Consider the following 15,874-nt stretch of genomic DNA (forward strand, 5'->3'; position numbering starts at 1 on the left):
ATGCCAAGCGACATGCACCAACTTCCCGATTTTTCCGCCGCCCGCATTCTCGTGGTCGGCGATGTCATGCTGGACCGCTACTGGTTCGGCGATGTCTCCCGCATTTCCCCCGAAGCACCGGTGCCGGTGGTCAAGGTGGAGCGCTCCGAAGAGCGTCCCGGCGGCGCCGCCAACGTGGCCCGCAACTGCGCTTCCCTGGGGGCGCGGGTCGGCCTGCTGTCCGTGGTCGGCAACGACGAGGCCGGCCGCATCCTGCAGCGGCAGATGGAAGAGGGCGGCATTGCCGCCTCCCTGCTGCCCGACGGAGCCATCGACACCACGGTCAAACTGCGGGTCATCGGCCGCCAGCAGCAGCTGCTGCGCATCGATTTCGAGACCACCCCGTCCCACGAGGTGCTGCAGGCCAAGCTGGCCGAGTTCGAGCAGCGCCTGGCCGGAGTGGATGTGGTGATTCTTTCCGACTACGGCAAGGGCGGCCTGGCCCATATCGGCGACATGATCCGTCTGGCCCGGGCGGCCGGGAAAAAGGTGCTGGTGGATCCCAAGGGCGAGGATTATTCCAAGTACCGCGGCGCCACCGTCATCACCCCCAACCGCTCCGAGCTGCGCCAGGTGGTGGGGCGCTGGAGCGACGAGGCCCAGCTGGCAGCCAAGGCCCAGCAATTGCGCAGCGAACTGGAACTGGAAGCCCTGCTGGTGACTCGTAGCGAAGAGGGCATGAGCCTCTATCGCGACGGCGAGGCGCTGCACCAGCCGGCCCGGGCCCAGGAAGTGTTCGACGTCTCCGGTGCTGGCGACACGGTCATTGCCACCCTGGCCGCCATGATGGCCCTGGGCGCCCCCTGGGGCGACGCCATCCACCTGGCCAACCTGGCCGGCGGCGTGGTGGTGGGCAAGCTCGGTACCGCTACCGTCAGTCGCGAGGAACTGTCGGCCGCCCTGGCGGCCGACGCCAATTAAGGAATTCACATGTACTACATCGTCACCGGCGCCGCCGGCTTCGTCGGCGCCAACCTGGTCAAGGCCCTCAATGAGCGGGGCATCACCCGCATCATCGCCGTGGACAACCTGACCAAGGCGGACAAGTTCAAGAATCTGGTGGACTGCGAAATCGCCGACTACCTGGACAAGGGCGAGTTCCTCGAGCGCCTGCTCTGCGGCCACTTCGACGGCGACGTGGAGGCCATCTTCCACGAAGGCGCCTGCTCCGACACCATGGAGACCGACGGCCGCTACATGATGGAGAACAACTACCGCTACTCCCTGTCCCTGCTGGACTGGTGCCTGGAGCAGGAAGTGCAGCTGCTCTACGCCTCCTCCGCCGCCACCTATGGCGGCAGCAGCGTCTTCAAGGAAGAGCGGCAGTACGAGGCGCCCCTCAACGTGTACGGCTACTCCAAGTTCCTGTTCGACCAGATCGTGCGCCAGCGCCTGCCCGAAGCCGGTTCCCAGGTGGTGGGCTTCCGTTACTTCAATGTCTACGGCCCCCGGGAGAGCCACAAGGGGCGCATGGCCTCCGTCGCCTTCCACCATTTCAACCAGTACCGGGCCGAAGGCAAGGTCAAGCTGTTCGAGGGCTGTGACGGCTACGCCAACGGGGAGCAGCAGCGCGACTTCGTTTATGTGAAGGACGTGGCCAAGGTCAATCTGTACTTCCTCGACCATCCGGAAAAGTCGGGCATCTTCAACCTGGGCACCGGCCGGGCCCAGAGCTTCAACGACGTGGCCGTGGCCACGGTGAACAGCTGCCGCGCCGCCGAGGGCAAGCCGGCCCTGTCCCTGGAGGCGATGGTGCAGCAGGGGCTGGTGGAGTACGTGGCCTTCCCCGAAGCCCTCAAAGGCAAGTACCAGAGCTTCACCCAGGCCGACCTCAGCAAGCTGCGCAGCGCCGGCTATGGCGACGAGTTCGCCACCGTGGCCGAAGGCGTCGCCGACTACGTGCAATTCCTCAACGGACGCTGAGCCATGTACAAGACCCTGGAAGATTTCGTCGGCAATACGCCCCTGGTGCAGCTGAAGCGCCTGCCCGGCGAGGCCATTGCCCAGCGCGGCAACGTCATCCTGGCCAAACTGGAAGGCAACAATCCGGCCGGTTCAGTGAAGGATCGCCCGGCCCTCTCCATGATTTCCCACGCCGAGCAGCGGGGCGAGATCCGGCCCGGCGACACCCTGATCGAAGCCACCTCCGGCAACACCGGCATCGCCCTGGCCATGGCCGCCGCCATGCGTGGCTACCGCATGATCCTGGTGATGCCGGAAAACCAGAGCCTGGAGCGGCGCCAGACCATGCGTGCCTACGGCGCCGAACTGATCCTGACGCCCCGGGACGGTGGCATGGAACTGGCCCGGGACGTGGCCGAAAAAATGCGCGACGAAGGCAAGGGCATCATCCTCGACCAGTTCGCCAATCCGGATAATCCCCTGGCCCACTTCGAAGGCACCGGGCCGGAAATCTGGCGCGACACCAAGGGCCAGGTGACCCATTTCGTTTCCAGCATGGGCACCACCGGCACCATCATCGGTACTTCCCAGTTTCTCAAGAAAAAGAATCCGCGCATCCAGATCGTCGGCTGCCAGCCGGAAGAGGGCAGCCAGATTCCCGGCATCCGCAAATGGCCCGAAGCCTATCTGCCGAAAATCTACGAGCGTAGCCGGGTGGACCGCCTTGAATACGTGTCCCAGGCCGAGGCCGAGGACATGACCCGGCGCCTGGCCCGGGAAGAGGGCCTGTTCGCCGGCATCTCCTCCGGCGGCGCCCTGGCCGTGGCCCTGCGCCTGGCCCGGGAGCTGGAGAACGCCACCATCGTCACCATCGTTTGCGACCGGGGCGACCGTTACCTGTCCACCGGCGTTTTCCCCGCCTGAGTCCCATGGTTCCCGTCCTCGTCTTCGATATTGAAACCATCCCGGATGTGCCCGGGCTGCGCCGCCTGCACGATCTTCCCGCCGACCTCTCCGACGACGAGGTGGCTGAACTGGCCTTCCAGCAGCGCCGGGCCCAGAACGGCAGCGACTTCCTGCCCCTGCACCTGCAGCGGGTGGTGACCATCTCCTGCGCCCTGCGGGCCCGGGATGCCTTCAAGGTGTGGTCCCTGGCGGCTCCCGAGATTGGCGAAGGGGAGATCATCCAGCGCTTCTTCGACGGCATCGAGAAATTCACGCCCCAGATCGTTTCCTGGAACGGCGGCGGCTTCGACCTGCCGGTGCTGCACTACCGGGGCCTGATCCACGGCGTCGTGGCTCCCCGCTACTGGGACCTGGGCGACGGCGACTATGCCGATTCCCGGGACTTCAAGTGGAACAACTACATCAGCCGTTACCACACCCGCCACCTGGACCTGATGGACCTGCTGGCCATGTACCAGCCCCGGGCCAGCGCTCCCCTGGATGACCTGGCCAAGCTCATGGGCTTCCCCGGCAAGCTGGGCATGGACGGCGGCAAGGTGTGGCAGGCCTGGCAGGAGGGCAAGGCCGATGAGATCCGCGATTACTGCGAGACCGATGTGGTCAATACCTACCTGGTGTCCACCCGTTTCCGCCTGATGCGGGGCGAGGTCAGCCGGGAGGAGCATCTGGCCGAACTGGCCTTCATCAAGGCCGAACTGGCCAAGCTGGACAAGCCCCACTGGCAGGAATTCCTGGCCGCCTGGCCGGAGGTAGCGGCGTGAAGCACGCCTTCTTCCTCCTCCTGGGGCTGCTGGCGGCGTTCGCGGCCAGGGCCGAGGTAGTGAATGTGGACAGCGCCGAAGTGGCCCGGCTGGTGGCCAGTGGCGTGGTCCTGGTGGATATCCGTACTGAGCCCGAATGGCGGGAAACCGGCGTCATTCCCGGCAGCCGTCTGCTCACCTTCTTCGATGCCAACGGCCGCGCCAATCCGGCGGCCTGGCTGGAGCAGCTGAAGACGGTGGCAGGTCCGGAACAGCCGGTGATCCTCATCTGCCGCAGCGGCAACCGCACCCGGGTCGTCAGTGACTTTCTCGAACAGCAGGCCGGCTACAGCAAGATCTACAACGTGCGCCAGGGCATCCGCGCCTGGATCCAGGAGTCGCGCCCCGTCACCGCAGTGGCGCCCGCCCTGGCCAAATGTTCGCCCGGACGGTTGTGCTGATTTTTTTTGTGGGGCGAAGCGAAAAAAGTCTCCTCAGCCCCTTGCGCGATTCTCTGGGATCGTTATAATTCGGCCTTCTTTGCAGGCGCGTAGCTCAGTTGGTTAGAGCACCACCTTGACATGGTGGGGGTCGTTGGTTCGAATCCAATCGCGCCTACCAACACCTTGAACGGAGCTGTACCGTGAATTTCCGAACTTGCACTATCCTGGTTCAGAAAGCCTAAGCGGTTCGCCTTCGTTCCTATGTCGAAAAAAAGTGCGGATCCGTCCGCACTTTTTTTTTGTCCAGAATTTAATGTGGCTGGAGAAATCATGCCCAATATCACGCTGCCCGACGGTTCCATCCGCTCCTTCGATGCTCCGGTGACCGTTGCCGAGGTTGCCGCCTCCATCGGTGCCGGCCTCGCCCGCGCCGCCCTGGCCGGCAAGGTGGACGGCAAGCTGGTGGATACTTCCCACCTGATGGAGCGTGATACCCAGCTGGCCATCGTCACCGACAAGGATGCGGACGGTCTGGAAATCATCCGCCACTCCACGGCCCACCTGCTGGCCTATGCGGTGAAGGAGCTGTTTCCCGAAGCCCAGGTGACCATTGGTCCGGTCATCGACAACGGCTTCTACTACGACTTCGCCTACAAGCGCCCCTTTACCCCTGAAGACCTGCTGGCCATCGAGAAGAAGATGGCCGAGCTGGCCAAGCGCGACATTCCGGTGAGCCGCGAAGTCTGGGCCCGGGACGATGCGGTCAAGTTCTTCCTGGAGCAGGGCGAGAAGTACAAGGCCGAGCTGATTGCCGCCATCCCGGCCGACCAGGATGTTTCCCTGTACCGGGAAGGCGAATTTGTGGACCTCTGTCGCGGCCCCCACGTCCCCTCCACCGGCAAGCTCAAGGTTTTCAAGCTGATGAAGGTGGCCGGTGCCTACTGGCGCGGCGATTCCAAGAACGAGATGTTGCAGCGCATCTACGGCACCGCCTGGGCCAAGAAGGAAGACCAGGAAGCCTACCTGCACATGCTGGAAGAGGCCGAGAAGCGGGATCACCGCCGCATCGGCAAGCATCTGGACTTGTTCCACATGCAGGATGAAGCGCCGGGCATGGTTTTCTGGCACCCCAAGGGCTGGGCCATCTGGCAGGAAATCGAGCAGTACATGCGCCAGGTCTATCGCGACAACGGCTACCAGGAAATCCGCTGCCCCCAGATTCTCGACCGCAGCATGTGGGAGAAGTCCGGCCACTGGGAGCACTACAAGAACAACATGTTCACCACGGAGTCGGAGAAGCGGGATTACGCCATCAAGCCGATGAATTGCCCGGGGCACGTGCAGGTGTTCAATTCCGATCTGCGCTCCTACCGCGACCTGCCCCTGCGCTACGGCGAGTTCGGCTCCTGTCACCGCAACGAGGCCTCCGGCGCCCTGCACGGCCTGATGCGCGTGCGCGGCTTCGTCCAGGACGACGGCCACATCTTCTGTACCGAAGACCAGATCGAAGCGGAAGTGACGGCTTTCAACGCCCTGGTGAAGAAGGTCTATGCCGACTTCGGTTTCGATCAGGTGGCGGTGAAGCTGGCCCTGCGCCCTGAAAGCCGTGTCGGTTCCGACGACATCTGGGACAAGGCGGAGAATGCCCTGCGGGCCGGCCTCAAGGCTTCCGGCCTGGAATGGGATGAGTTGCCCGGCGAGGGTGCCTTTTATGGCCCCAAGATCGAGTTCCACATCAAGGATGCCATCGGGCGTTCCTGGCAGTGCGGCACCATGCAGGTGGATTTCTCCATGCCGGGTCGCCTGGGTGCCGAGTATGTGGGCGAGGACAATGCCCGCCATGTACCGGTGATGCTGCATCGGGCCATCCTCGGTTCCCTGGAGCGTTTCATCGGCATCCTGGTGGAAAACTATGCGGGTGCCTTGCCTCTGTGGCTGGCGCCGGTGCAGGCCGTGGTGCTGAATATTTCGGAAAAACAGGCCGATTTTTCCGCCGAAGTGGTGAAAACCCTGCGTCAGGCAGGTTTGCGTGCCGAAGCGGATTTGCGCAATGAAAAAATTACCTATAAAATACGCGAACATAGCTTGAACCGGTTGCCTTATCAGCTCGTCATCGGCGACAAGGAAAAGGAAGCCGGCTTGGTGGCCGTGCGTACCCGCGGTGGTCAGGACCTGGGGCAAATGCCCGTGGCAAGCCTGATCGAGCGGCTTCTGGAAGAAGTCGCCGCGCGTAAGAGCACGGCTTAGTTTTTGTCCGTCCCCGAATGGGGCGGCCTGTTTTCGTGGAGATTGAACCATCGCCGCACTGCAAAAGGCGCATCGCGTCAACGAAGAAATCACGGTGCCGGAAGTCCGGCTTATCGGGGAAGAAGGCGAGCAGATTGGTGTCGTAACCATCCGTGCGGCGCTGCAAATGGCCGAAGAGGCCGGTGTGGATCTGGTGGAGATCGCTCCCCTGGCCAAGCCGCCGGTATGCCGGGTGATGGATTACGGCAAGTTCAAGTACCACGAGGCCAAGAAGCAGCACGAGGCCAAGCTGAAACAGAAGCAGGTACAGGTGAAGGAGATCAAGCTCCGTCCCGGTACCGACGAAAACGACTACCAGATCAAGCTGCGGAACATGACCCGCTTCCTGGAAGACGAAGACAAGGTCAAGGTGACCCTGCGCTTCCGCGGCCGTGAAATGGCCCACCAGGAAATCGGTATGCGTCAGCTGGAACGCATCAAGGCCGATTTGCTCGAGCTGGCACAGGTCGAGCAGATGCCGAAGATGGAAGGCCGCCAGATGGTGATGATGCTGGCGCCGAAGAAGAAGGTGTAATTGCAGTACCCGCCTCCGGACTCGTTCGGGGGCGATATAAGTGGTGCCGGGTAGTCAAGCGTTTCCGTCGGAAGCCACCTGGGATCATGTTAAAACCAAGGAGCATTCAATGCCCAAGATGAAGAGCAAGAGCGGTGCCGCCAAGCGGTTCAAAATCCGCGCTGGCGGCAGCATCAAGCGCGGTCAGGCGTTCAAGCGTCACATCCTGACCTCCAAGACCACCAAGAACAAGCGCCAACTGCGCGGTACCGAAGCCATTCACGACAGTGACAAGGCCTCCATCCGTGCCATGTTGCCCTACGCCTAATCAAGGAGATTAAAGATGCCCCGAGTTAAGCGTGGTGTAACGGCTCGCGCCCGTCACAAGAAGATTCTGGTTCAGGCCAAGGGTTACCGCGGCCGTCGCAAGAACGTATATCGCATCGCCAAGCAGGCGGTGATGAAGGCTGGTCAGTACGCCTACCGCGACCGTCGTCAGCGCAAGCGTCAGTTCCGTGCCCTGTGGATTGCCCGTATCAACGCGGCAGCCCGTGAAGTCGGCCTGAAGTATAGCACCTTCATGAATGGCCTGAAGAAGGCCCAGATCGAAGTGGACCGCAAGGTTCTCGCCGACCTGGCCGTGTTCGACAAGGCTGCGTTTGCCGCTCTGGCAAACCAGGCCAAGGCGAGCCTCGGCGCCTAAGCGTTAAGCAAGCGGAAAAAAGGAGGCTTCTGCCTCCTTTTTTTCTTGGTGCCGGCAGTATCGGCATCTCTGGTGTCTTTTTCGCCCGGGCACCCTAAATCCGGGGCGATAACAGAATTCGAACGACGCGAGCCCATGCAGAATCTCGAACAGATCGTCAGCGAAGCCCTTGCGGCTTTTGCTGCCACCCAGGACCCGGATGCCCTGGAACAGATCAAGGCCCGTTATCTGGGCAAGAGTGGTCAGATCACCGAATTGCTGAAGGGGCTGGGCAAACTGGCTCCGGAAGAGCGCAAGGCGGCTGGTGCCACCATCAACCAGGCCAAGGAACAGGTTGAGGGTGCCCTCAACGCCCGCCGCGAAGCCATCCGCCGCGCGGCCCTGGAGGCCCGTCTGGCCGAGGAATCCCTGGATGTGACCCTGCCCGGCCGGGGTGAAACCCGGGGTGGCCTGCATCCCGTCACCCGTACCCTGGAGCGCATCGAGGCCCTGTTCCGCTCCATCGGCTTTGAAGTGGCCGACGGTCCCGAGATCGAAACCGACTTCCACAATTTCACCGCCCTCAACACGCCGGAAAACCATCCGGCCCGCTCCATGCACGATACCTTTTATCTGCAGGACGAGCAGGGAGGCGTTGCCGAGGGGGTGCTGCTGCGCACCCACACCAGCCCCATCCAGGCCCGCTACATGCAGGCCCACGTGGCCAAGTACGGTCACCTCGAGACCATGCCCGAGATTCGCATCATTGCGCCGGGTCGGGTCTATCGCGTCGACTCCGATGCTACCCACTCCCCCATGTTCCACCAGGTCGAAGGCCTGTGGATCGGCGAGAACGTTTCCTTCGCCGACCTCAAGGGCGTGGTCGCCGATTTTCTGCGCCGCTTCTTCGAGAGCGACGACCTGAAGGTGCGGTTCCGTCCTTCCTTTTTCCCCTTTACCGAGCCTTCTGCCGAGATCGACGTGGCCTTCATGAGCGGCGCCCTGGAAGGGCGCTGGCTGGAGATCGCCGGCTGCGGCATGGTGCACCCCAATGTGCTGCGCCATGCCGGCATCGATCCGGAAAAGTACACCGGCTTTGCCTTCGGCTTCGGTCCGGACCGTCTCACCATGCTGCGCTACGGGGTCAATGACCTGCGCCTGTTCTTCGACGGCGACCTGCGCTTCCTGAAGCAATTTGTCTAAGGATTGATCGTGAAATTCTCCGAATCCTGGCTCCGTACCTTCGTCAATCCTGATCTGTCCACCGACGCTCTGGCCCATCTGCTGACCATGGCGGGCCTGGAAGTGGAAGAGCAGGACCCCGTTGCGCCCGCCTTCACCCAGGTGGTGGTGGCCCATGTCCTGGAAGTGGTGAAGCACCCTGATGCCGATCGCCTCAACGTCTGCCAGGTGGATGCCGGTAACGGTCCGGTGCAGATCGTCTGCGGCGCCCCCAATGTGGCCGCCGGGCTCAAGGTGCCCTGTGCCCTGCCCGGTGCCGTGCTGCCCGGCGACTTCAAGATCAAGGTGGCCAAGGTGCGCGGCGTCGAGTCTTCCGGCATGTTGTGTTCCGCCCGGGAACTGGGCATCGCCGAAGATGCTTCCGGTCTCCTGGTGCTGCCGGCCGATGCCCCCGTTGGGGAAAGCATCCGCCGCTACCTGGACCTGGACGACACCCTGTTCACCCTGAAGCTCACGCCCAACCGGGCCGATTGCCTCTCCCTCACCGGTGTGGCCCGCGAAGTGTCGGCCCTGACCGGCGTGGCCGCTGTCTATCCGGTAGTGGAACCCGTGGCGCCTGCTTGCGATGCCCGCCGGGAAGTGGTGCTGGACGCTCCGGAGGCTTGCCCCCGTTACGCCGGCCGGGTGGTGCGCGGCATCAATGCCAAGGCGCCCACCCCTGAGTGGATGCAGAAGCGCCTGGAGCGCAGCGGCATCCGTTCCATCTCCGCCGTGGTGGATGTCACCAACTACGTCATGCTGGAACTGGGGCAGCCCCTCCATGCCTTCGACGACGCCAAGCTCCAGGGGGCCATCCACGCCCGCCTGCCCAAGGCCGGGGAAAAGCTGCTGCTGCTCAACGAGCAGACCATCGATATCGACGCCGACGTGCTGGTGATTGCCGACGATGCCAAGCCCCTGGCTCTGGCCGGCATCATGGGTGGCGAAGAGAGCGGCGTCACCATGGAAACCACCGACCTGTTCCTGGAGTCGGCCTTTTTCACGCCCTTTGCCATTGCCGGGAAGGCCCGCCGTTACGGCTTCTCCAGCGATGCCTCCCACCGCTTCGAGCGGGGCGTCGATTTCGCCGGTGCCGTCCGTGCCCTGGAGCGGGCTACCCGCCTGATTCTCGATATCTGCGGCGGCCAGGCTGGTCCCGTGACGGAAGCGGTGGCCGCACTGCCCCAGCGTCAGCCGGTGCGTCTGCGCACGGCCCGGGTGAACAAGGTGCTGGGTGTGCCTTTCAGTGCCGAGGCCATTGCCTCCCTGCTGGGTCGTCTGGGTCTGCCCTTCGTCCAGGAAGGTGGCGACTTCGTGGTGACGCCTCCCAGCTTCCGTTTCGACATCGAGATCGAGGAAGATCTGATCGAGGAAGTGGTGCGGGTTCACGGCTACGACGAGATTCCGGCACCGCCGCCGGTGGCCCGGGCCGCCATGCTGCCCATGCCGGAAGGCAAGCGGCAGATCCAGCGCCTGCGCCAGATCCTGGCTGATGCCGGTTACCAGGAAGTGGTCAATTTCGCTTTCGTCGAAGAAGGTTGGGAAAAGGATTTCGGCGGCAACGCCGATCCCATCCGCCTGGCCAATCCCATTGCCAGCCAGATGGGGGTCATGCGTTCCACCCTGATCGGTGGTCTGGTGGCCACCCTGGCCAACAACCTGAAGCGCAAGCAGAGCCGGGTACGGATCTTCGAAACCGGTCGCAGCTTCCACAAGGATGCCGCCGCCCAGCCCGTAGCCGGCTACCGTCAGCCCTGGAAGCTGGCCGGCCTGGCCGCCGGCGATGCCCTGCCCGAACAATGGGGCAGCGCCGCCCGCAAGGTGGACTTCTTCGACGTCAAGGGTGACCTGGAGGCGCTGCTGCAGCCCTTTGCCGCACGTTTCGAGAAGGCTGCCCATCCGGCCCTGCATCCCGGCCGTGCTGCCCGTCTGCTCCTGGATGGCAAGGAAATCGGGGTGGTTGGCGAACTCCATCCCGAGTGGGTGCAGAAGTACGACCTGCCGTCGCCGCCGGTGGTCTTCGAACTGGATCTGGAGCCCCTGCTGGCCGGACGTCTGCCCCAGTATGCCGAGCTTTCCCGCTTCCCCGCCGTGGTGCGGGACCTGGCGGTGGTGGTGGATAAGGGCATGGCCCTGCAGTCCCTGCTGGACGGACTGAAAGCCCAGCGGCCGCCCCTGGTTCAGGACATCCAGCTGTTCGATGTCTACACCGGCAAGGGGGTCGATGAAGGGAAGAAAAGCCTTGCATTCCGCATAGTTATGCAAGATACTCAAAAAACTTTGCAAGATGCGGAAGTGGATGTTGCCCTGCAGCAGCTGGTGGCCCTCCTGGAGCATCAATTTGCCGCCAAACTCCGTGTCTGATCAGGGAAAACAATGACTCTCACCAAAGCAGAACTTGCCGACCTGCTTTTCGAAAAGGTCGGACTCAACAAGCGCGAAGCCAAGGACATGGTGGAAGCCTTTTTTGAGGAAATCCGCAATGCGCTGGAACGGGGCGAAGGCGTCAAGCTTTCCGGCTTCGGTAATTTCCAGTTGCGCGACAAGCCCCAGCGTCCTGGGCGCAACCCCAAGACCGGCGAGGAGATTCCGATCACCGCCCGCCGCGTCGTTACCTTCCATGCCAGCCAGAAGCTGAAGGCCGAGGTGGAGCAGTCCTACGATGGAAAGCAGTCCTAAGGAAAGCGGCAAGGAAGAGTTGCCGCCCATCCCCGCCAAGCGTTACTTCACCATCGGTGAAGTGAGCGAGCTTTGCGGCGTCAAACCCCACGTGCTGCGTTACTGGGAGCAGGAGTTCACCCAGCTGCGGCCGGTGAAACGCCGGGGCAACCGCCGCTATTACCAGCATCACGAAGTGCTGCTGGTGCGTCGCATCCGCGAACTTCTTTATAATCAGGGGTTTACCATTAGCGGTGCGCGTAATCGCCTGGAAGAGGGGCATGGCGCCACGGAATCCGGGGAGAGCACCGTTCCCGCTGCCCAGGCCTTGCGCCAGGAGCTTTTGGGGATTATTGAATTACTTCGTGTTTGAAAGCTATTTACAAATTTAATTCGTTTCTGTATAGTTTCGTTTCTCGAGTCGGGGCGTAGCGCAGCCTGGTAGCGCACTTGCATGGGGTGCAAGGGGTCGCGAGTTCGAATCCCGCCGCCCCGACCAGTAGTTCCGAAAAAACCGGCCCCAGGCCGGTTTTTTCATTTCCAGCTTTCCTTTTTCTCCTTGTTTCTCCATTTTTCCGATTTCAGCGGAGAATTATTCCTGTTGTCGATTGCGGCAGGGAAAATAATCCATATAAAATCGGTTGCCCGACAATGAGCTGTCCGCATTGTCGCCATCGAATCGATTCCCTTATTCCGTAAAGGAAATAAACATGGATATTTCTTCCCTGTCCCTGGCCGAACTGAAGCTTCTGCAACAGCAAATTCCCCTGGAAATCAAAAAGCGCGAGGTTCAGGAAAAGGAAAAAGTCCTGAATGAATTGAAACTGATTGCCGAATCCCGGGGCTTTTCCCTGGATCAGCTGCTCAAGGGCGGCGAAAAGGGCAAGGCCAAGTCCGGCCGCAGCGTTCAGGTGAAATACCGCCATCCCCAGAATGCCGACCTGGCCTGGACCGGTCGCGGCCGCAAACCCCAGTGGGTGCAGGAATGGCTGAACGGCGGGCGCAAGATCGAGGAACTGGCTGTCTGATCAGCTCCGGCCCGGTAGTTTCTTTCTGCCAACAATAAAAAGCCCTGTTCCGTTCCATGCGCATTCTCCTCAGTAACGACGACGGTTATTTCGCCACCGGCATTGAAGTGCTGGCCCGTACCCTGGCCGATATCGCCGACATCACCGTGGTCGCCCCCGAAAGGGACCGGAGCGGGGCGAGCAATTCCCTGACCCTGGACCGGCCCCTGTCCCTGCGGCGAGCCCCCAACGGCTTTTATTTCGTCAATGGCACGCCGACGGATTGCGTCCATCTCGCCGTCACCGGCATGCTGGACGAACTGCCGGACATGGTGGTCTCGGGCATCAACCATGGGGCCAACATGGGGGACGACACCGTCTATTCCGGCACCGTGGCGGCGGCGACGGAGGGCCATCTGCTGGGCGTGCCGGCCATTGCCGTTTCCCTGGTGGGCAAGGAAGCGAGCCAGTTCGAGACGGCAGCCCGGGTGGCCCGGGATCTGGTGCTGCGCTTCCAGCAGGCGCCCCTTGGCCAGCCGGCCCTACTCAACGTCAATGTGCCGGATGTGCCCTACTCCGAACTGAAGGGCGTGGCCGTGACCCGGTTGGGCAAGCGCCACAAGGCCGAGCCGGTGGTCAAGGCGCGCACGCCGCGCAATGAAACGGTTTACTGGGTTGGTGCTGCGGGTGCCGCCCAGGATGCCGGCGAAGGCACCGATTTCCATGCCGTGGCTCAGGGCTGGGCCTCTGTCACGCCGTTGCAGATCGACCTGACCCACAATCAGCAGCTGCCCGAGCTGCGGAACTGGTTGCGCTGATGGCAACGGGCGTTTCCGGTATCGGCATGACCTCCCTGCGCACCCGCATGCGCATGGTGGAGCGTCTGCGGGACAAGGGCATCGTGGACGAGACGGTGCTTGCCGCCATGGCTGCCGTGCCCCGCCACATCTTCGTCGAAGAGGCCATGGCCCACCGGGCCTATGAGGACACGGCCCTGCCTCTGGGGCATTCCCAGACCATTTCCCAGCCCTATATCGTGGCCCGCATGATCGAACTGTTGCGGGCCGGGCGTGAACAGAGCCTGCCCGGCGGTCTCGGCAAGACTCTGGAGATCGGCGCCGGTTGCGGCTACCAGGCAGCGGTGCTGGCCCAGCTGGCGCCAGACGTCTATGCCGTGGAACGGATCGAGCCCCTGATCGAACGGGCCAAGCAGAACCTGCGGCAGATGCAGCAGTTCAACGTGCGCCTCAAGTATGCCGACGGCCAACTGGGGCTGCCGGAAGCGGCCCCCTATCACACCATCATCGTCGCCGCCGCGGCCAACCGGGTGCCGCCCGCGCTTTTGCAGCAGCTGGCGGTTGGTGGCAGAATGGTCCTGCCCGTGGGGGCCGGCGAGCAAGCTCTGCACCTGATCGAACGCACGCCCCAGGGGTTCCTTGAGACCAAGCTTGACGCGGTGCGTTTCGTGCCGCTGCTGTCAGGAGTCGAATGAAAACGCCAGGTTTTATCTTCCGTGCCGCCACCCTAAGCGGCATTGCGGCCCTGCTGTTCCTGGCCGGTTGTGCCAGCCATGCGCCGGCGCCGGTGGTCGAGCGCGGGGTGCCGAGCAAGCCGGCTGCCGCCTCCAAGGACTTCTACACGGTCAAGAAGGGCGACACCCTCTACAGCATTGCCCTGGATAACGGCCAGGACTACAAGGACGTGGCCGCCTGGAATAACCTGGAAAATCCCAACCGCATCCTGGTGGGGCAGCAGCTGCGCGTGACGCCGCCCGACGGTGGTGCTGCCGGCACGGCGGTGGCCAAGCCCATCGGTGGCGGCGTGGTGGAAAGCCGTTCCCTGGACGGCGGCCCGGCGCCGGCTGCGGCCAGCGACACGCTCAAGCGGGAGCCCAAGGCCGGCAAGGAAGCCTATTCCGACCAGGCCTGGGCCAAGGCCCAGAACCAGAACAATGCCCAGAGCGCTGCCGCCAAGCCGGCAGAACCCGTCCGCAGCGAGGCGCCGGCTGCTGCTGCGGCCCCCGCTGCTGCCGATGTGACCTGGGCCTGGCCCGCCGGCGGCAAGTCCATTGCCGGCTTCAACGAGGCCACCAACAAGGGTGTGGACATCGCCGGCAAGCTGGGCGAACCGGTGCTGGCGGCGGCCGACGGCAAGGTGGTGTACAGCGGCAGCGGCCTGCGGGGCTACGGCAAGCTGGTGATCATCAAGCATGACGCCACCTTCCTCTCCGCCTATGCCCACAACAACAACATCCTGGTCAAGGAAGGCCAGTCCGTCACTCGGGGGCAGAAGATCGCCGAGATGGGCAATTCGGACACGGACCAGGTGAAGCTGCACTTCGAAATCCGTCGGCAGGGCAAGCCGGTGGATCCCACCCAGTACCTGCCCAAGCGCTGACAGGTCTGCCGTGCGCGACGACGCCGACGCCGCTGATTTTCCCGACGGGGATGCGGAGGAGGCGTTCGCCGCGGACGAGGCCCAGGACGAGTCCCTGGCTGCCGCTGCGACGGCGGCAGAGGGCGACGACGGGGCGCCGCCGGCCTATGAACTGCTCAACGACGTCACCCAGCTCTATCTCAACGAGATCGGTGCCAAGCCCCTGCTGACGCCGGCGGAGGAGCTGGAATGGTCCCGCCGGGCCAAGGCCGGGGAATTCGCCGCCCGGCAGAAGATGATCGAGCACAACCTGCGCCTGGTGGTGAATATTGCCAAGCACTACCTGAACCGGGGCATTCCCCTGCTCGATCTGGTGGAAGAGGGCAACCTGGGGCTCATCCATGCCCTGGAGAAATTCGATCCGGAGCGGGGCTTCCGCTTTTCCACCTACGCCACCTGGTGGATCCGCCAGAGCATCGAGCGGGCCATCATGAACCAGTCCCGCACCATCCGTCTGCCGGTGCACGTGGTCAAGGAAATTAACGTGGTGCTGCGGGCTATGCGCCATCTGGACGGGGCCCGCGGCCTGACGCCGTCCCGGGAGACCCGGGTGGAGGAAGTGGCCCATCTGCTGGGCAAGCCGGTGGATGACATCCGCCACATCCTCCATCTCAACGAGCACGTGGCCTCCCTCGATACGCCCCTGGACATCGACCCCAACCACACGGTGGGGGACTCGGTGGCCGACGATTCCGCCGGGGCCGACCCGGTGGGGGTGCTGCAGGAAAACGAACTCAACGACCTGGTGCTGCAGTGGGTGGAACAGCTGCCGGAAAAGCAGCGCCAGGTGGTGGAGCGCCGTTACGGCCTGAAGGGGGCGGAGATCGCCACCCTGGAAGCCATCGCCGCCGACCTGGGCCTGACCCGGGAACGGGTGCGGCAGATCCAGGGCGAGGCCCTGAGCCAGCTGCGGCGCATCATCAAGCGCGGCGGCGTGGACCGGGACAGCATCCTCTAGCAGGTCCGCCCCTCCGGCCTCC

18 protein-coding genes and 2 tRNA genes are annotated in these 15,874 nt (G+C 63.3%); all 20 read left to right on the forward strand.

Annotated features, from left to right (window positions below):
• Positions 1-12: 12 nt before the first annotated feature.
• The 20 genes from rfaE1 (at position 13) to rpoS (ending at position 15,852) form a co-directional block, all read left to right on the forward strand.
• Entirely contained in the window at positions 13-960 is a 948-nt protein-coding gene (gene rfaE1, locus OEL49_RS04310; RefSeq protein ID WP_014237024.1) for a D-glycero-beta-D-manno-heptose-7-phosphate kinase, read from the forward strand.
• A gap of 9 nt (positions 961-969) precedes the next feature.
• Entirely contained in the window at positions 970-1,962 is a 993-nt protein-coding gene (gene rfaD, locus OEL49_RS04315) for an ADP-glyceromanno-heptose 6-epimerase (protein ID WP_014237025.1), read from the forward strand.
• A 3-nt stretch (positions 1,963-1,965) separates the two neighbouring features.
• Positions 1,966-2,865, forward strand: a complete 900-nt coding sequence (gene cysM / locus OEL49_RS04320) for a cysteine synthase CysM (RefSeq protein ID WP_130458157.1) — start codon at positions 1,966-1,968, stop codon at positions 2,863-2,865.
• A gap of 5 nt (positions 2,866-2,870) precedes the next feature.
• Positions 2,871-3,668 (forward strand): 3'-5' exonuclease, encoded by a 798-nt coding sequence (locus OEL49_RS04325; protein WP_014237027.1) that lies wholly within the window; start codon positions 2,871-2,873, stop codon positions 3,666-3,668.
• A complete protein-coding gene (locus tag OEL49_RS04330) occupies positions 3,665-4,108 on the forward strand; it encodes a rhodanese-like domain-containing protein (RefSeq protein ID WP_014237028.1) in 444 nt (147 codons plus the stop codon). Before OEL49_RS04325 ends, OEL49_RS04330 begins: the two co-directional genes overlap by 4 nt.
• 83 nt (positions 4,109-4,191) lie before the next feature.
• Positions 4,192-4,268 (forward strand) — tRNA-Val (locus tag OEL49_RS04335).
• A gap of 152 nt (positions 4,269-4,420) precedes the next feature.
• A complete protein-coding gene (gene thrS, locus OEL49_RS04340; RefSeq protein WP_014237029.1) occupies positions 4,421-6,337 on the forward strand; it encodes a threonine--tRNA ligase in 1,917 nt (638 codons plus the stop codon).
• 49 nt (positions 6,338-6,386) lie between these two features.
• Positions 6,387-6,911: a translation initiation factor IF-3 gene (gene infC, locus OEL49_RS04345; RefSeq protein WP_083833949.1), complete on the forward strand. Its 525-nt coding sequence runs from the start codon at positions 6,387-6,389 to the stop codon at positions 6,909-6,911.
• 109 nt (positions 6,912-7,020) lie between these two features.
• Positions 7,021-7,218, forward strand: a complete 198-nt coding sequence (rpmI, locus tag OEL49_RS04350; RefSeq protein ID WP_014237031.1) for a 50S ribosomal protein L35 — start codon at positions 7,021-7,023, stop codon at positions 7,216-7,218.
• Positions 7,219-7,233: 15 nt separating this feature from the next.
• A complete protein-coding gene (gene rplT / locus OEL49_RS04355; protein ID WP_014237032.1) occupies positions 7,234-7,593 on the forward strand; it encodes a 50S ribosomal protein L20 in 360 nt (119 codons plus the stop codon).
• A gap of 135 nt (positions 7,594-7,728) precedes the next feature.
• Positions 7,729-8,775, forward strand: coding sequence for a phenylalanine--tRNA ligase subunit alpha (gene pheS, locus OEL49_RS04360; protein WP_014237033.1), 1,047 nt, complete (start codon positions 7,729-7,731; stop codon positions 8,773-8,775).
• A gap of 9 nt (positions 8,776-8,784) precedes the next feature.
• Positions 8,785-11,157, forward strand: a complete 2,373-nt coding sequence (pheT, locus tag OEL49_RS04365; protein ID WP_014237034.1) for a phenylalanine--tRNA ligase subunit beta — start codon at positions 8,785-8,787, stop codon at positions 11,155-11,157.
• A 12-nt stretch (positions 11,158-11,169) separates the two neighbouring features.
• Positions 11,170-11,472, forward strand: coding sequence for an integration host factor subunit alpha (locus tag OEL49_RS04370; protein ID WP_014237035.1), 303 nt, complete (start codon positions 11,170-11,172; stop codon positions 11,470-11,472).
• Positions 11,456-11,824: a MerR family transcriptional regulator gene (locus OEL49_RS04375; RefSeq protein WP_014237036.1), complete on the forward strand. Its 369-nt coding sequence runs from the start codon at positions 11,456-11,458 to the stop codon at positions 11,822-11,824. Before OEL49_RS04370 ends, OEL49_RS04375 begins: the two co-directional genes overlap by 17 nt.
• Positions 11,825-11,873: 49 nt before the next feature.
• Positions 11,874-11,950, forward strand: a tRNA-Pro gene (locus tag OEL49_RS04380).
• Between the two features lie 211 nt (positions 11,951-12,161).
• Positions 12,162-12,479: an H-NS family nucleoid-associated regulatory protein gene (locus OEL49_RS04385; RefSeq protein ID WP_014237037.1), complete on the forward strand. Its 318-nt coding sequence runs from the start codon at positions 12,162-12,164 to the stop codon at positions 12,477-12,479.
• Positions 12,480-12,535: 56 nt separating this feature from the next.
• Positions 12,536-13,276: a 5'/3'-nucleotidase SurE gene (gene surE, locus OEL49_RS04390; RefSeq protein WP_014237038.1), complete on the forward strand. Its 741-nt coding sequence runs from the start codon at positions 12,536-12,538 to the stop codon at positions 13,274-13,276.
• Positions 13,276-13,950, forward strand: coding sequence for a protein-L-isoaspartate(D-aspartate) O-methyltransferase (locus tag OEL49_RS04395; RefSeq protein ID WP_014237039.1), 675 nt, complete (start codon positions 13,276-13,278; stop codon positions 13,948-13,950). The genes surE and OEL49_RS04395 overlap by 1 nt, the downstream gene beginning before the upstream one ends.
• Positions 13,947-14,855, forward strand: coding sequence for a peptidoglycan DD-metalloendopeptidase family protein (locus OEL49_RS04400; RefSeq protein ID WP_205230927.1), 909 nt, complete (start codon positions 13,947-13,949; stop codon positions 14,853-14,855). Before OEL49_RS04395 ends, OEL49_RS04400 begins: the two co-directional genes overlap by 4 nt.
• 10 nt (positions 14,856-14,865) lie before the next feature.
• The gene (rpoS, locus tag OEL49_RS04405) at positions 14,866-15,852 is read left to right on the forward strand and encodes an RNA polymerase sigma factor RpoS (RefSeq protein WP_014237041.1); all 987 of its coding nucleotides are present in this window, start codon (positions 14,866-14,868) and stop codon (positions 15,850-15,852) included.
• Positions 15,853-15,874 lie beyond the last annotated feature (22 nt).

The organism is Azospira sp., from assembly GCF_030247495.1.
Classification (GTDB): domain Bacteria; phylum Pseudomonadota; class Gammaproteobacteria; order Burkholderiales; family Rhodocyclaceae; genus Azospira; species Azospira oryzae.

What these genes read in the sequence shown, in the direction of transcription:
- rfaE1 (WP_014237024.1), top strand. Translation starts at nt 13, where the DNA reads ATGCACCAACTTCCCGATTTTTCCGCCGCCCGCATTCTCGTGGTCGGC.
- rfaD (WP_014237025.1), top strand. Translation starts at nt 970, where the DNA reads ATGTACTACATCGTCACCGGCGCCGCCGGCTTCGTCGGCGCCAACCTG.
- cysM (WP_130458157.1), top strand. Translation starts at nt 1,966, where the DNA reads ATGTACAAGACCCTGGAAGATTTCGTCGGCAATACGCCCCTGGTGCAG.
- OEL49_RS04325 (WP_014237027.1), top strand. Translation starts at nt 2,871, where the DNA reads ATGGTTCCCGTCCTCGTCTTCGATATTGAAACCATCCCGGATGTGCCC.
- thrS (WP_014237029.1), top strand. Translation starts at nt 4,421, where the DNA reads ATGCCCAATATCACGCTGCCCGACGGTTCCATCCGCTCCTTCGATGCT.
- rpmI (WP_014237031.1), top strand. Translation starts at nt 7,021, where the DNA reads ATGCCCAAGATGAAGAGCAAGAGCGGTGCCGCCAAGCGGTTCAAAATC.
- rplT (WP_014237032.1), top strand. Translation starts at nt 7,234, where the DNA reads ATGCCCCGAGTTAAGCGTGGTGTAACGGCTCGCGCCCGTCACAAGAAG.
- pheS (WP_014237033.1), top strand. Translation starts at nt 7,729, where the DNA reads ATGCAGAATCTCGAACAGATCGTCAGCGAAGCCCTTGCGGCTTTTGCT.
- OEL49_RS04370 (WP_014237035.1), top strand. Translation starts at nt 11,170, where the DNA reads ATGACTCTCACCAAAGCAGAACTTGCCGACCTGCTTTTCGAAAAGGTC.
- OEL49_RS04375 (WP_014237036.1), top strand. Translation starts at nt 11,456, where the DNA reads ATGGAAAGCAGTCCTAAGGAAAGCGGCAAGGAAGAGTTGCCGCCCATC.
- OEL49_RS04385 (WP_014237037.1), top strand. Translation starts at nt 12,162, where the DNA reads ATGGATATTTCTTCCCTGTCCCTGGCCGAACTGAAGCTTCTGCAACAG.
- surE (WP_014237038.1), top strand. Translation starts at nt 12,536, where the DNA reads ATGCGCATTCTCCTCAGTAACGACGACGGTTATTTCGCCACCGGCATT.
- OEL49_RS04395 (WP_014237039.1), top strand. Translation starts at nt 13,276, where the DNA reads ATGGCAACGGGCGTTTCCGGTATCGGCATGACCTCCCTGCGCACCCGC.
- OEL49_RS04400 (WP_205230927.1), top strand. Translation starts at nt 13,947, where the DNA reads ATGAAAACGCCAGGTTTTATCTTCCGTGCCGCCACCCTAAGCGGCATT.